Below are 13,119 nucleotides of genomic sequence, written 5' to 3'. Positions count from 1 at the left end.
TGGATTTAGCCAAGGTCGATCGACAGGATTTCCGGCCGCATCCCGAAACGCACCGGCAATATGCTGAAACCGAGCCCGCCGGAGACGATCAGATTGCGATCGTTCTCGACGACGTGGCCATAGGCGTAGCGGTTGCCGAAACGCGATGGCACGACCGGCGAATAGCCGAACAGCCGAATTTGTCCGCCGTGGGTGTGGCCGGACAGGGTCAGCGAGACGCGCCACGGCACTTTCGGAAAAATATCCGGCTCGTGCGCAAGCAGGATGATGGGCGAGGTGTCGCTGACCTTGGCCAGCGTGCCGTCGAGATCGTCCAGCCCCGTGAAGCCGGCGCGGTCCCTGGTCGGCAGCAGAGCGAGCTGGTCGGCGAGCCCGGCAATCCACACACCATGCCCATCCTTTTCCAGGCGCACGACATCGTTCTCCAGCACCGGAATGCCGACTTTCTCCAGGGCCTTGCGCGCTACGGTCGGGCCGGCCCCGGCGCGCTGCGCGAAGCCATCTGCCCACCAGTCATGGTTGCCGAGAATCGAGAGCACGCCGAGCGGTGCCTTGAGGTTTGAGAGGGCGGAGGCCCATTGCGACGGCGTCACCGGGCCGGTCACCAACGACATGCCGGCGATATAGTCGCCGAGCAGGACGATCACGTCCGGCTGCAGGGCATTCGCGTCTTCGACAAGTGAGGCGATCCGCTCCGGCGTCATCCATGGCCGGCAGGCATGGATATCGGCAAGCGCGACGATGCGCAGCTTCAGGCCATCAGGCCAATGCGGCGGCGTTAGCGCATAGCGTTTCACATGCGTCAGCAGCATCGGCTCTATGCCGGCCGCATAGGCGCTGAACGCGGCAACCGACAGAACCGACCCGCCGATGAAGCGCAGGAATCCGCGTCTGGTGATCATTGCATGGCTCCGGCAAACCATCGGAGCGAGACTGCCCCGGGATGGCACCGCCACCAGAGCCGACGAATAAGCCGGCAAACCGGCGAAGCCGAGGATATTTTGCGCAGGCCGCTCACAGATCCTTCGTCGGCCCGGAACCTGCGCCTGATCGCCCGGCCGCTATTCTTCCTGGAACAGGTTGATCTGCTGCTGCGCCAGATCCTTCGGCGCGTCGAGGCCGAGATGGCGCCAGGCATTGGCCGTCAGCATGCGGCCGCGCGGCGTGCGCTGGATGAAACCCTGCTGGATCAGATAAGGCTCGATGATGTCCTCGATGGCATCGCGCGGTTCGGACAGGCCTGCGGCGATCGTCTCGATGCCGACCGGCCCGCCGCCGAAATTGCGCGCAATCATGCTGAGGTACCGGCGGTCGAGCGAGTCGAGGCCGAGCGCATCGACTTCCAGCCGGGTCAACGCTTCGTCGGCGATCTTGCGGTCGACGTGGCCATCGCCGGCCACCGAGGCGAAATCGCGCACACGGCGCAACAACCGGCCGGCGATGCGTGGCGTGCCCCGCGCGCGCCGCGCGATCTCCAGCGCGCCGTCGTTGCCGAGCGGCATTTGCAGGATACGCGCGCCACGCCGCACGATCTGCTCCAGCTCCTCGACCGTGTAGAAATTGAGCCGTACCGGAATGCCGAAACGGTCGCGCAACGGATTGGTGAGCAGGCCAAGCCGCGTGGTGGCGGCGACGAGCGTGAAGCGGGCGAGGTCGATCTTGACCGAGCGCGCCGCCGGGCCTTCGCCGATGATCAGGTCGAGCTGAAAATCCTCCATCGCCGGATAAAGGATCTCCTCCACCGCCGGGCTCAGCCGATGGATCTCGTCGATGAACAGCACGTCGCCTTCCTCGAGATTGGTCAGCAGCGCGGCAAGATCGCCGGCCTTGGCGATGACCGGACCCGAGGTCGAGCGGAAATTGACGCCGAGCTCGCGCGCCATGATCTGCGCCAGCGTCGTCTTGCCGAGACCAGGCGGCCCGACGAACAGCACATGGTCGAGCGCCTCGCTGCGGCTCTTGGCGGCCTCGATGAACACTTTGAGATTGGCCCGCGCCGCCGCCTGGCCGACGAAATCGTCGAGCGTCTGCGGCCGCAAGGTCTGCTCGGCATCCTCGCCGCGTTTTTCCGGTGCAATCAAGCGGGGCGACAGGCTCATGCCGCCTTCCTTGCACACGGCAAGGGGCTGAACAAGCGGCGGCTCACCGCGCAAGTTCCTTCAGCCCGAAGCGAATCAGCTTCGGCGCATCGGCATCCTCGCCCGCCGTCTTCAGCGCCGCCGCCACCGCATTGGCGGCCGTGTCGCGCGAATAGCCGAGATTGACCAGCGCCGAGACCGCGTCGGTGATCGGCGCGGATGCCACGCCGTCGCCGAGCTCCTGTTTCAGGCCGATGGTGCCCGAAGCGGTTCCGGCATAGGCCGGCGCTTTGTTCTTCAGTTCGGTGACGATGCGCTCGGCCACCTTCTTGCCGACGCCGGGTGCGCGAGAAACCATGGCGATGTCGCGCAGCGCAATCGCATTGGCGAGATCTGCCGGCGCCAGCGTCGACAAGATGGCCAGCGCCACCTTGGCGCCGACGCCCGGAACATTGTTCATCAGCAGCCGGAACCACTCGCGTTCCAGCACTGACTGGAAGCCGTAGAGCCGCAGCATGTCCTCGCGGACATAGGTCTCGATGAACAGCACCACCGCTTCGCCGGGCGAAGGCAGCGCCGCCAGCGTGCGCGCTGAACAATAGGCGACGTAGCCGACGCCATGGATATCGACGAGGCAATGATCCTCGTCGACCTCGTCCAGCGTGCCCTTGAGCTTGCCGATCATTGGACGCAATCCCCGTTAGGGATGAGTATCGGGCGTGATGAGCTCGACATCTGGAAAGTACTTTCTGAAACCTGCGGGATCGCGAGTAAGAATGGGATAGCCTCGGATGGCAGCGTGAGCCCCAATCAAGAAGTCGGGCATCACCTTCTCTCGAGGTCCGCCCAACCGCCGATAGACCGAGAACGCTCTCGACGCAGCAAAGGCCGCCTCGAACGGGAGACTTTCGCGCCGGAACTCGTCTTCAGGCAAGGCATCATCGACATCGTCTATCGCCTCATAGCGCATCGAAAACTCGGCGTAGATAATCTGATTGATGACCAGGCTGCCTTGCTTGAGGGCAGACACCATTTTGGACCACGACCACTTTGACCAGACGGGATCGCGAACGGCGATATCGACAAGCACGTTGGTGTCGACAAGCGTCGCCAAGATTAGCGATCCCGGGTCAAAGCCATGACGGCATCGGCATTCATTGTCTGATCGCCGCTGCCCTCAAGCCGATCGAGCGCAGCAAGAAAACGATCGAGTCTTTCGCGGTCGGCCAACCGCCCCTTGTCATGCTTCGGCGTGATCGTGATCTTGCCGCCTTCGATGCCGAAGATGACTTCGCTGTTGGCGCCAATCCCAAATGTCTCCCGCAGATCCCGTGGGATTGTCACTTGACCTTTGCTCGTCACACGCATGAAACACCCCTTTCTTACAAGTAAGGATTATTCCAACCCGGTGAACAAGTCAAGAACATCTCTATCCAGCGAGTGCCATCCGGTAGGCCACGCTTTGCCGGTGATGCGCGTGGCAGATGGCGATGGCGAGCGCGTCGGCGGCATGCTCGGTATCGAAAATGGCTTTCGGCAACAGCACCTTCACCATCATGTGGATCTGCTTCTTGTCGCCATGGCCGACGCCGATCACCGCCTTCTTGACGGCGTTGGGCGCATATTCGGCAACGACAAGCCCGGCACGCGCCGGCACCAGCATGGCGATGCCGCGTGCCTGGCCGAGCTTCAGCGTCGCCACGGCGTCCTTGTTGACGAAGGTCTGTTCGACCGCCGCCTCGTGCGGCATCGCGCTGTGCAGGACTTCGGCAAGCCCGTCATGCAGCTGGCACAGCCGCGTTGCCAGCGCGGCCTTATCGTCTGATTTCACAGTGCCGGAAGCAATGAAGCGCAGCGAATTGCCGAGGCTTTCGACGATGCCCCAGCCGGTGCGCCGAAGCCCGGGATCGATACCGATGATGCGAATCGCTTCCGCCATTTGCCGAGTTTACCTCCGGCGGACAGCGATGCCAGCGAAATGTGAACAAACCGGAAACAGAAGGCGGACCGCGGTCTAACCTCGAGCGAAAGCCGTGTTGAGCAGGCTGATCTGGTCGGAAACCGGGTTGGGGCGGCGAGCCATCGGTTGCATGTCGACCATGGCGCCGGAGCCATAGATCTCGTCGTCCATGCGGCGCACCAACGCTTGCAGGCGCAGCGAGCGGGTGACGAGGTCGAGGAAATCCTCGGGCAGTTCGGCCCAACCGGCGGCTTCGTCATGGGCGGAAGCGGTGTCGAGGCGCACCTTGGACTTTTCCGATGCCACCTGGTCACGGGTCATCTCGCCGGAATTGGCGGCGCGCTGCAAAAGCAGCCAGGAGGCAACCTGCATCAGCCTGGTGGTCAGCCGCATCGATTCGGCCGCGTAGAGCGTGGCGGCCAGCCGCGACAGCTTCTTCGCCTCGGCCCGGCCCTTGCCGTCGAGATATTCGGCGGCCTGTTCGACCAGACCCATGCCTTCCTGGTAAAGCGGCTTGAAGGATTGCGAGAAAACCCGGCGTTCCGCCAGCTTGACGGTTTTCGCACTGCCCTTCGAAGGCTCGTTCATTGATACGCCCCTGCACTTGCAACCGGCCGATTCGGCTCCCTGCCGATACACCCGGAACCCTATCTGACTGAAGCTTGAAAATGCGCTTCGTCACCGGTGAAGGCAAGCACATGTTTAACAGAAGGTTAACGGCACCCCTGTCGGGCGGCCCCGCTGGGGTGCGGACAAAAAAAGAGAAATCGAGACAAAAAAAGAGCCGCGGATAAGGCGGCTCTCAGGAGTTTAACAGGGAGGCGTCAAACAAAGTGGCTCCAACCACTCGGTAAGAATCCAGATCACTGGATGAACATAGTAAACACCTGTAAAGCTTAATGAAGCCTTAACGGTGCAGATGTTTTTTGACCGAACGCCGCCATACTGTGCCGTAACAGCACAGCATCTCCTGCGTCAGGCTCGGCTCAAGCGGTCTTCCAGACCGCCGGCACAGCCTCACCTTCCCTTAGGCTCGGCTCAAGCGGTCTTCCAGACCGCCGGCAAGGCGATGAAGGCGAACAGCAGCATGGCTGCGTAGAAGCCCATCGAGGAGGCCGCCACCAGCGGTTCGATCGCGGCATTGCCGGCAAGCAGGAAATAGAGGCCGATCAGCAGGCCGATGCCGCTGACCGCCGTCAGCCAGAAATGAACTGTGGCGAGCGTCTTCTGCCCGATTGCCGGAAACAAATGGTAGAAGAAGGCGAAGACCGCCGACATCAGCCATCCGGCCACCATCGTGTGGGCGTGGGTCGGCATCTGGCCGTGATCCTGGCTGATCGCCATGTACAGGCCGAGCGCCATGCCGCACAGCGAATAGATGATGGCCAGCGTGAAGAAATTCCGTGCTATCCCTTGCATAATGGTCCCCCGAATTGCCTTTTCCCGCTTGCGGGAATGGGTTGATCGTCAGGCGATTGTTGTCGCCATCGGGCTCCCGGCATTGGCGCACTAATATCGGCAGCGTATCCAGACGATGTCGCGCCAACCCCCTCCCGACGATTCGTACATTAGCAGAAAATCAGATAATGCGTTCACAATCTGCGACCTCGCGCGTTGGCCGTAAGCTGAAACAGAGCCGGATTTTTCGCGACATCGTTCCGAAACAGGCGCCACGCTAAACGCCCGCTCCTCTGACGGCCGGCGCAAATCGACGCCGCCGCAAACCTGACCGGACACTGCAGGAGCAACCCATGGACTGGTACTCGATCGTCAAATTCCTCCACGTCACTACCGCCATTCTGTGGGTCGGCGGCGGCTTCGTACTGTTCCTGCTGGGCATGCTTGCCGAGCGCGCGGGCAACATCGAGGAAAAGCTGCAGGCAATGCGCGCCAGCGGTCAGCTGGGCGGCAGGTTCTTTGCGCCGATGTCGATGCTGACGCTGATCTTCGGCCTCATCATGTGCTGGTTCTGGGTCGGCTTCTCCGATTTGTGGGTACTCATCGGCCTGGCGGGATACGCCACGACCTTTTCGATCGGCATGTTCATCTTCAAGCCGACCGGGGAGCGCATGGGCGCAATGATCGCCAAGGAGGGCGTCACGCCAGAGGTTCTTGCCATCGGCCAGCGCATGATGAGCGCGGCACGTTTCGACTATGCGGTGATGCTGGTGATCATTGCCGACATGGTGCTCAAACCGACCGTGCATGACATCGGCATCCTTGCCGGCATGGTGCTGGTCGTTATGGTCGGCGCGACACTGGCTTTTGGCGGCAACCGTCGTCTGGTGCCAAGCGCCGCCTGACCCCTAATGACGGGGCGGCTGCGCGGCGTCCTTTCTACATCAGGCCGACAATGCCATCCCACAGCAGCTTCAGCGCCACGACCGCGACGGTTGCGTAGGTAAAGGGATAGAAGGTTTCCGGCCGCATGCGGCGCACCAGCCACGCTCCGGCGATGGTCGACAGCGGCGCCAGCGGCATCAGCACCGCCGATGCCGTCAGATTGGCGGTGTCGAACTGGCCGAGCGCGAAATAGGGCACCAGCTTCAGCGCGTTGGTGGCGGCAAAGAAGATCGCTGCGGTGCCCGACAGAACTTTCGGATCGAGACGGATCGGCAAGGCATAGACCTGGAAGGGCGGGCCGCCGACATGGGCAACGAAGCTGGTGAAGCCGGCGACCGTGCCCCACACGGCGGCGGCCACGCGGTTGGGCGCGGCCGCGTGATCGGCGCCGTGGCGGAACTGCAGATAGAGCCAGCGCAGGACGAAGATGATGGCGACGGCGCCAACGATCAGCCGCACCGCCTCTTCGGTCACCAGTGCCGCCGTCAGCCAGCCAAGGCCGATGCCGATGACGGCGCCCGGCATCATGTCGACCAGCATCTTGCGGTCGTAAACGCCCCACCACGTCCACACCGAGACGATGTCCATCAGGCACAGGATCGGCAGCAGGATGGCCGCCGCCTGCACCGGCGGCATGGTCAGCGCCATCAGCGGCACGCCGACGAAACCGACGGCACCGCCAAAGCCGCCCTTCGACAGGCCGACCAGAATGACCGCCGGAATGGCGGCCGCATAGAACCACGGATCGAGAAGCAGGCCTGACATGGGAGGGGACTGGTCCGGAGGGAAAGCGTGTCGACGCTTGAATAGCCCAGAATGTCGGGCGGAGCGACAGCAAATATGAGCGTGGCGGCCGCACATGCGGGCCGACGCAGGCCTGTGCCTACCGACGCGCCGAGACCAGCAGGAACATCGGCCGCTCGAGCTCTTCCGCCAGTTCGGGTTTGGCCGCAATCTGCTCTGATGTCGGACTGAACTCCTCGACATGCGCGATGGTGAAGCCGGCCTGCAGGAGAGCGTTGAGCGTGGTGCCGATCGTGCGGTGATGTTTCACCACGCCCTTGGCCAGCCAGTCCGTGCTGCGCGGTCCTTCCACCAGATACTGGTCGACAGGCCACGTCTTTCGGCCTTCGCTATCGATCACCCAGCCGGGTTTGGTCGGCGCCATGAAGATCGGATGTTCCGTCGAAAAGACGAAATGCCCGCCAGGCGCCAGGGCCCGATGCACGGTCCCGAACAGACGCGACACATCCTCGACATAGTGCAAGGCGAGCGAACTGTAGACGAGATCGAAGCTGGCTTCCGGCAGGCTGAGCCGATCGAGATCGGCCGTCTCATAGCTTATCCCTGCATCCGGGCCGGCGGCCCTTGCTCGGGCAAGCATCTTCTCCGACAGGTCCAGGCCAAGCACCTGCGCCGCCCTATGCTCGCGTGCCCATCGGCAGAACCAGCCGAAGCCGCAGCCGAGATCGACGACCCTCAAGCCGCCGACATCGGGCAGCATCGCGCGCATCGCCGGCCACTCGGCGGCACCCTCCAGCCCTTCGACCGAACGGCCGAGTTGGCTGTAGCCTGCGAAGAAATCCTCACGGTCGTATATGTTCTGCGCCATGACAGTCTCGGTCTCATTTGGTCGGCACACTAACCAAGCGGCCACCGGCTTTCCACCCGGCTCGATCAGGAGGCATGCAAGACCTTTGCCCTATCCCGAGAAGCAGCCGCGTCGAGCGGTGGCGGCCGCCGCCGGATCGGCTGCGCCTTGATGATGGCGGTGCTTGTCTCCGCCTTGTCGGCGATACGGTCGAGAATCCCGTCGAGATCGCCGATCGAGCGTACGAACAGCCGGGCGACGAAGCAGTCATCGCCCGTTACCTTGTCGCATTCGCCGAATTCGGGGATGTCCTCGATCAGCTTCTGAACGATGTGCAGCTTGCCCGGCAGAGGCCGGATGCGCACGATCGCCTGCAGGGTATAGCCGAGCGCCAGCGGATCGATCTCGACGGTGAACGCCCGGATGACGCCGCGCTCCTCGAGTCGTCGCAGCCGCTCCGAAACGCTTGGCGACGACAGCCCGACCTGGGCGGCCAGCTCCTTCAGCGAGGTCCGTGCATCCTTGACCAGGATTTCAAGGAGATTTCGGTCGAGATCGTCCAGCATCTTTTTCCTTTTCCCGACAGCTTGGAGCTTTCTCCTAATATAATTAGGCCAATAGGCCATACACCCTTTCCAATCTGATGGAAAGCTTCGCGACCGCATGAGATTATGGCGGCTCAACCGATACGGAGGTTTGTTGTGAACGAGACAGTACGCGGCACGGTCGAAATGTCCGCCGCAATGGCCATCCTGGGAACGATCGGATGGTTCGTCGTCCTGTCCGGCCAGCCGATCATGGATGTGGTGTTTTGGCGTTGCGCTTTCGGCGCGCTGACGCTGCTCATCATCTGCGCCGGGCTGGGGTTGCTGCGCAACAGGCTGTCGCTGCGCATCATCGGCATCGCCGCGCTCGGCGGCGTCGCCATCGTCGTCAACTGGCTTTTGCTGTTCAGCGCTTTCTCGCGCGCGTCGATCTCGATCGCCACCGCCGTCTACAACACGCAGCCCTTCATGCTGGTCGGCTTCGGCGCGCTCTTCTTCGCCGAGCGGCTGAGCCTGACCAAGCTGACCTGGCTGACCATCGCCTTCGCCGGCATGGTGCTGATCGTGCAGTCGGCTCCCGATGCCGGCCCCAATGCCGGCATGGCCGGCACGGATTATTTCACCGGCATCGTCATGGCATTGGGCGCGGCCTTCTTCTGGGCCGTCGCCGCCATCGTCACCAAGAAGCTCAAGGGCACGCCACCGCATCTGATTGCGCTGATCCAGGTCTGCGTCGGCGTCGTCATGCTGGCGCCGTTCGCCAATCTATCCCGGCTTCCAGCCGATGCCTGGAGCTGGACCATGCTGGCGACGCTCGGCATCGTCCACACCGGCCTGATGTACATACTGATGTACGGCGCCATCCAGAAGCTGCCGACGCATCTGCAGGGATCGCTGTCGTTCATCTATCCCGTCGTCGCCATCCTGGTCGACGTCGTCGCCTTCGGCCATCGGCTGCATCTGAGCCAGGTCGTCGGCGCTACCGCCATCCTGATCGCCGCCGCCGGCATGAATCTCGGCTGGACGCTGTGGAAGGGCAAACCGCCCGTCGCGAGCCCGCACCCGATCAAGTGAAGCGGCCCGCCGGCTGCCCGGCGGATCAAACATCGCGATCCCGGCTGCCCGCCTGTTCAAGGCGGGCACTTTGCTCTATGCCGCAATCCAACCATCTTCGCCCGGCATAGGCGAAACGCGGGACCCGAAGAACCATGAATGAAGCAACGCCCCCCAATCGCTGTCGCATCGTGCTGATCGCGCCGCCCGGCGTGCCGGCGGCCCGTATTGTCACGGCATTCGATGGTGGCGATGTCGCTTCGCTGATCCTGCCCGAGAACGGCATGGATGAAGCCTCCTTCCAGGCTTTCGCCGAACGGATCGTGCCGGCAGCGCAAGCCGCCGGCGTTGCTGTCATCATCGCCGGCGACACCCGCATAGCCGGCCGCGTCCAGGCCGACGGCATCCATGTCGAAGTCTCCAAGGCCGAACTCGCCGAGACGATCGAGCATTTCCAGGCAAAGATGATGGTCGGCACCGGTGGCGCCAAGACGCGTGACGACGCGCTCGAGCTTGGCGAGACGCGGCCAGACTACATTTTCTTCGGCCGCTTCGGCTACGACAACAAGCCCGAACCGCACCCGCGCAACCTGTCGCTCGGCGCATGGTGGGCGGACATGATCCAGATCCCTTGCATCGTCATGGCCGGATCCGACATCGCCTCGGTCGAAGCCGTGGGCGCCACCGGCGCTGAATTCGTGGCGCTGTCGAGCGCCGTGTTCGCCGACGGCACCGACCCCAGGACAGCGGTCGCCACCGCCAACGCGCTGCTCGACGAGACTGCGCCGCGTTTCGAGGACTGAAATGTCATCGGCGACGCTTCCCCTCCAGGCTCTGCTTGCGGTGCTGATGGTCCAGGCGGCGGCCGCGGAGACCATCCCCTTGCCGCAGCCCAAGCCGGAAATCGGCGTCCACACCGATAAGCCGATCGACAAGCCGTTGCCGCAGCCCGCCACCACGGCCGAGCCTGCGCCGCTGCCGTCGGCCGACGCCGTCAATCCCGACCGCTTCGGCGCAAAACCCGCCGACGCGGCCTATGGCGCCTTCCAGCGCGGCCTCTACAAGACAGCTTACAATCTGGCATTGGTCCGGGCGCAAAACGGCGACCCGGCGGCGCAGACCCTGGTGGCCGAGATCCTGTCGCGAGGTCTCGGTGTACCGGTCAATTCGGCGCAGGCGGCGAAATGGTACGCCTTGGCCGCCGAACAGGGTGTGCCGGAATCGCAGTTCCAGTATGCGCTGATGCTGCTCGACGGCCGCTATGTCAAAAAGGATGGAAAAGAGGCCTACGCCCTGATGCAGGCCGCAGCCGAAGCCGGCAACCGGCTGGCGCAATTCAATTTCGCGCAGATGCTGGTCCAGCAGGACCCCGGCGACGCCGGTATGGCCAAGGCGGTCTCCTACTATGAACGCGCCGCTGCGACCGGCCTCGCGGACGCGCAATATGCAATGTCGCAGATCTACGCCAACGGTGTCGGCGGCAAGCCACGCGACGATGCCCAGGCAAGGCGCCTGCTGGCGCAGGCCGCAAGGCAGAACTACGACACCGCGCAAATCGATCTCGCCGCCTGGATGATCGAAGGCCGCGGCGGCGCGCGCGACCTGAAATCCGCCTTCGGCTGGATGAAGCAGGCGGCGGAGGGCGGCAATGTTGCCGCCCAGAACCGCCTGGCCAAGCTCTATATGCAAGGCATCGGCACCGATCCGGACCTGGTCCTTGCCGGTGCCTGGTACATCATTGCCCGCCGCGCCGGCCTCATCGATCCGCAGATGGACGACTTCCTGCAGGGGCTGGACGACGACCAAACCAAGCAGGCGCTGCAGAAGGCCAACCGACTGCCTTGACGGCGGTTCTCACGGTCATTGCAAGTGCAACCCCGGCTCCCTTGCCTGGTCGCAACCTGCCCGCTCCCTTGCCTCTTCTGGCGATTTGTGGTCTTGGGAGCCCGAAATCGCTTTCCCAGCGAATATCCCTTACCGACGGCGTGGCCGTAGGCATCATTCCGGATCATCTCATCATGGCCAAGATCAATGGCAACGAAATCCGTCCCGGCTATGTCATCGAGCATGATGGCGGCCTTTGGGTGGCGGTCAGGACCAACACCGTCAAGCCTGGCAAGGGCGGCGCCTACAATCAGGTCGAACTGAAGAACCTCATCAACGGCACCAAGCTCAACGAGCGCTTCCGCTCGGCCGAGACGGTCGAACAGATCCGGCTCGACCTGAAGGATTTTTCCTTCCTCTACGCGCAGGAAGACGCCCTGGTGTTCATGGACACCCAGAGCTACGAGCAGCTCGAATTGAACAAGGACTTCGTCGGCGATCGCGCCGCCTTCCTGCAGGACGGCATGATGGTAACGGTCCAGCTCTACGAAGAGCGGCCGATCGGCATTTCGCTGCCCGACTATGTGACGCTGACCATCACCGAGGCCGACCCGGTGGTGAAGGGCCAGACGGCGGCATCGTCCTACAAGCCGGCGATCCTGGAGAACGGCATCCGCGTCCTGGTGCCGCCCTTCATCGGCGCCGGCGAACGCATCATCGTCGACACCAACGAAATCACTTACGTGCGCCGCGCCGACTGACGCATGTCGCCCAACAGTGGCCCGGTTCCGGGTCACCGACATGCATCGAGGCAGAATTTAAAGCGCAGCACCGGGAAAAAGCACTATGGCACGCTCAGCCCTTCTCAACGTCATGGTCCAGGCCGCAATGAAGGCCGGCCGCTCGCTGTCGCGCGACTTCGGCGAAGTGCAGAACCTGCAGGTCTCGATGAAGGGCCCCGGCGACTATGTCAGCCAGGCCGACCGCAAGGCCGAGGACATCGTCTTCGCCGAACTGTCCAAGGCACGGCCCGGCTATTCCTTCCTGATGGAGGAGCGCGGCGTGGTCGAAGGCGACGACGGCCAGCATCGCTGGATCGTCGACCCGCTCGACGGCACCACCAATTTCCTGCACGGCATTCCGCTCTTTGCCGTTTCGATCGCGCTGGAGCGCCAGGGCCAGATCGTTGCCGGCGTCATCTACAATCCGGCGATGGACGAACTCTACACCTGCGAACGCGGCGGCGGCGCCTTCATGAACGACCGCCGCTTGCGCGTCGCCGGCCGCATCAAGCTGGTCGACACGGTCATCGGCTGCGGCATGCCGCATCTCGGCCGCGGCCACCACGGCAATTTCCTCGTCGAGCTGCGCAACGTCATGGCCGAGGTTTCCGGCGTCCGCCGCCTCGGCTCCGCATCGCTCGATCTCGCCTATGTCGCTGCCGGCCGCATGGATGGCTTCTGGGAAACCGGCCTGTCTGCCTGGGATATCGCCGCCGGGCTGCTTTTGATCCGCGAGGCGGGCGGCTTCGTCTCCGACATGGATGGCGGCCAGGACATGCTCGACAACGGTTCGGTCGTCGCCGGCAACGAGATCATCCAGCGCGCTTTGCTCAAGGTCGTGAAGAAGCCGCTCTCCTCTCGTTGACAGGCAAGCCGCGCCGACAAACCGCCGCGCTGATGCGCCGCAGTCGCAAAACCGCAACGGAAGCTTGAAATACTGCCC

At 63.4% G+C, this 13,119-nt stretch carries 17 protein-coding genes; 6 read left to right on the top strand and 11 right to left on the bottom strand.

Features of this window, described 5'->3' with window-relative positions; all coding sequences use genetic code 11:
• Positions 1–5: 5 nt before the first annotated feature.
• The 8 genes from P3C39_RS22000 to P3C39_RS21965 all read right to left on the bottom strand — a co-directional run bounded on the left by P3C39_RS22000 (position 6) and on the right by P3C39_RS21965 (position 5,457).
• Positions 6–902, bottom strand: coding sequence for a metallophosphoesterase (locus P3C39_RS22000; protein ID WP_275954390.1), 897 nt, complete (start codon positions 900–902; stop codon positions 6–8).
• A gap of 159 nt (positions 903–1,061) precedes the next feature.
• On the bottom strand, positions 1,062–2,099 hold the full coding sequence (gene ruvB, locus P3C39_RS21995) for a Holliday junction branch migration DNA helicase RuvB (protein ID WP_063170357.1): 1,038 nt from the start codon (positions 2,097–2,099) through the stop codon (positions 1,062–1,064).
• A 43-nt stretch (positions 2,100–2,142) separates the two neighbouring features.
• Positions 2,143–2,763 (bottom strand): Holliday junction branch migration protein RuvA, encoded by a 621-nt coding sequence (gene ruvA / locus P3C39_RS21990; RefSeq protein WP_013529140.1) that lies wholly within the window; start codon positions 2,761–2,763, stop codon positions 2,143–2,145.
• A gap of 15 nt (positions 2,764–2,778) precedes the next feature.
• The gene (locus P3C39_RS21985; protein ID WP_275954391.1) at positions 2,779–3,192 is read right to left on the bottom strand and encodes a type II toxin-antitoxin system VapC family toxin; all 414 of its coding nucleotides are present in this window, start codon (positions 3,190–3,192) and stop codon (positions 2,779–2,781) included.
• 2 nt (positions 3,193–3,194) lie between these two features.
• Positions 3,195–3,446, bottom strand: a complete 252-nt coding sequence (locus tag P3C39_RS21980; protein WP_013529138.1) for an AbrB/MazE/SpoVT family DNA-binding domain-containing protein — start codon at positions 3,444–3,446, stop codon at positions 3,195–3,197.
• A 61-nt stretch (positions 3,447–3,507) separates the two neighbouring features.
• Entirely contained in the window at positions 3,508–4,017 is a 510-nt protein-coding gene (ruvC, locus tag P3C39_RS21975) for a crossover junction endodeoxyribonuclease RuvC (protein WP_275954392.1), read from the bottom strand.
• A 75-nt stretch (positions 4,018–4,092) separates the two neighbouring features.
• Positions 4,093–4,626: a DUF1465 family protein gene (locus P3C39_RS21970; RefSeq protein ID WP_013529136.1), complete on the bottom strand. Its 534-nt coding sequence runs from the start codon at positions 4,624–4,626 to the stop codon at positions 4,093–4,095.
• Between the two features lie 450 nt (positions 4,627–5,076).
• The gene (locus P3C39_RS21965; RefSeq protein WP_013529135.1) at positions 5,077–5,457 is read right to left on the bottom strand and encodes a hypothetical protein; all 381 of its coding nucleotides are present in this window, start codon (positions 5,455–5,457) and stop codon (positions 5,077–5,079) included.
• Between the two features lie 332 nt (positions 5,458–5,789).
• Here P3C39_RS21965 and P3C39_RS21960 point away from each other — a divergent pair, with 332 nt between their 5' ends.
• The gene (locus P3C39_RS21960; protein WP_063173250.1) at positions 5,790–6,341 is read left to right on the top strand and encodes a DUF2269 family protein; all 552 of its coding nucleotides are present in this window, start codon (positions 5,790–5,792) and stop codon (positions 6,339–6,341) included.
• A gap of 34 nt (positions 6,342–6,375) precedes the next feature.
• Here P3C39_RS21960 and P3C39_RS21955 read toward each other — a convergent pair whose 3' ends face one another.
• The 3 genes from P3C39_RS21955 to P3C39_RS21945 all read right to left on the bottom strand — a co-directional run bounded on the left by P3C39_RS21955 (position 6,376) and on the right by P3C39_RS21945 (position 8,538).
• On the bottom strand, positions 6,376–7,146 hold the full coding sequence (locus P3C39_RS21955) for a sulfite exporter TauE/SafE family protein (RefSeq protein WP_013529133.1): 771 nt from the start codon (positions 7,144–7,146) through the stop codon (positions 6,376–6,378).
• A 118-nt stretch (positions 7,147–7,264) separates the two neighbouring features.
• The gene (locus tag P3C39_RS21950) at positions 7,265–7,993 is read right to left on the bottom strand and encodes a class I SAM-dependent methyltransferase (RefSeq protein WP_275954393.1); all 729 of its coding nucleotides are present in this window, start codon (positions 7,991–7,993) and stop codon (positions 7,265–7,267) included.
• A gap of 65 nt (positions 7,994–8,058) precedes the next feature.
• Entirely contained in the window at positions 8,059–8,538 is a 480-nt protein-coding gene (locus P3C39_RS21945; RefSeq protein WP_013529131.1) for an Lrp/AsnC family transcriptional regulator, read from the bottom strand.
• 135 nt (positions 8,539–8,673) lie between these two features.
• Between P3C39_RS21945 and P3C39_RS21940 the strand changes: the two genes are divergently transcribed.
• From P3C39_RS21940 to P3C39_RS21920, 5 genes are all read left to right on the top strand, one after another.
• Positions 8,674–9,591: a DMT family transporter gene (locus tag P3C39_RS21940; protein ID WP_027162529.1), complete on the top strand. Its 918-nt coding sequence runs from the start codon at positions 8,674–8,676 to the stop codon at positions 9,589–9,591.
• Between the two features lie 134 nt (positions 9,592–9,725).
• Positions 9,726–10,373, top strand: a complete 648-nt coding sequence (locus P3C39_RS21935; protein WP_013529129.1) for a thiamine phosphate synthase — start codon at positions 9,726–9,728, stop codon at positions 10,371–10,373.
• 1 nt (position 10,374) lies between these two features.
• Positions 10,375–11,415: a tetratricopeptide repeat protein gene (locus P3C39_RS21930; RefSeq protein ID WP_013529128.1), complete on the top strand. Its 1,041-nt coding sequence runs from the start codon at positions 10,375–10,377 to the stop codon at positions 11,413–11,415.
• Positions 11,416–11,588: 173 nt separating this feature from the next.
• Entirely contained in the window at positions 11,589–12,155 is a 567-nt protein-coding gene (efp, locus tag P3C39_RS21925; RefSeq protein ID WP_013529127.1) for an elongation factor P, read from the top strand.
• A gap of 85 nt (positions 12,156–12,240) precedes the next feature.
• Positions 12,241–13,041 carry an inositol monophosphatase family protein gene (locus P3C39_RS21920; RefSeq protein WP_013529126.1) on the top strand — a complete coding sequence of 267 codons (801 nt, stop codon included), beginning with the start codon at positions 12,241–12,243 and terminating at the stop codon, positions 13,039–13,041.
• Positions 13,042–13,119: the final 78 nt, after the last annotated feature.

It is taken from the genome of Mesorhizobium sp. XAP4, from assembly GCF_029269325.1.
Lineage (GTDB): Bacteria > Pseudomonadota > Alphaproteobacteria > Rhizobiales > Rhizobiaceae > Mesorhizobium > Mesorhizobium ciceri.
The sequence above is the reverse complement of the archived record's forward strand: the minus strand, read 5'-3'. Positions and strand labels throughout refer to the sequence as shown.

Bases quoted from the DNA above. Each gene is read 5' to 3' on its own strand.
- P3C39_RS21920 (WP_013529126.1), top strand. From the start codon at position 12,241: ATGGCACGCTCAGCCCTTCTCAACGTCATGGTCCAGGCCGCAATGAAG.
- P3C39_RS21935 (WP_013529129.1), top strand. From the start codon at position 9,726: ATGAATGAAGCAACGCCCCCCAATCGCTGTCGCATCGTGCTGATCGCG.
- P3C39_RS21965 (WP_013529135.1), bottom strand. From the start codon at position 5,457: ATGCAAGGGATAGCACGGAATTTCTTCACGCTGGCCATCATCTATTCG.
- P3C39_RS21945 (WP_013529131.1), bottom strand. From the start codon at position 8,538: ATGCTGGACGATCTCGACCGAAATCTCCTTGAAATCCTGGTCAAGGAT.
- P3C39_RS21955 (WP_013529133.1), bottom strand. From the start codon at position 7,146: ATGTCAGGCCTGCTTCTCGATCCGTGGTTCTATGCGGCCGCCATTCCG.
- P3C39_RS21930 (WP_013529128.1), top strand. From the start codon at position 10,375: ATGTCATCGGCGACGCTTCCCCTCCAGGCTCTGCTTGCGGTGCTGATG.
- ruvB (WP_063170357.1), bottom strand. From the start codon at position 2,099: ATGAGCCTGTCGCCCCGCTTGATTGCACCGGAAAAACGCGGCGAGGAT.
- P3C39_RS21980 (WP_013529138.1), bottom strand. From the start codon at position 3,446: ATGCGTGTGACGAGCAAAGGTCAAGTGACAATCCCACGGGATCTGCGG.
- P3C39_RS21950 (WP_275954393.1), bottom strand. From the start codon at position 7,993: ATGGCGCAGAACATATACGACCGTGAGGATTTCTTCGCAGGCTACAGC.
- P3C39_RS21970 (WP_013529136.1), bottom strand. From the start codon at position 4,626: ATGAACGAGCCTTCGAAGGGCAGTGCGAAAACCGTCAAGCTGGCGGAA.
- efp (WP_013529127.1), top strand. From the start codon at position 11,589: ATGGCCAAGATCAATGGCAACGAAATCCGTCCCGGCTATGTCATCGAG.
- ruvA (WP_013529140.1), bottom strand. From the start codon at position 2,763: ATGATCGGCAAGCTCAAGGGCACGCTGGACGAGGTCGACGAGGATCAT.
- ruvC (WP_275954392.1), bottom strand. From the start codon at position 4,017: ATGGCGGAAGCGATTCGCATCATCGGTATCGATCCCGGGCTTCGGCGC.
- P3C39_RS22000 (WP_275954390.1), bottom strand. From the start codon at position 902: ATGATCACCAGACGCGGATTCCTGCGCTTCATCGGCGGGTCGGTTCTG.
- P3C39_RS21960 (WP_063173250.1), top strand. From the start codon at position 5,790: ATGGACTGGTACTCGATCGTCAAATTCCTCCACGTCACTACCGCCATT.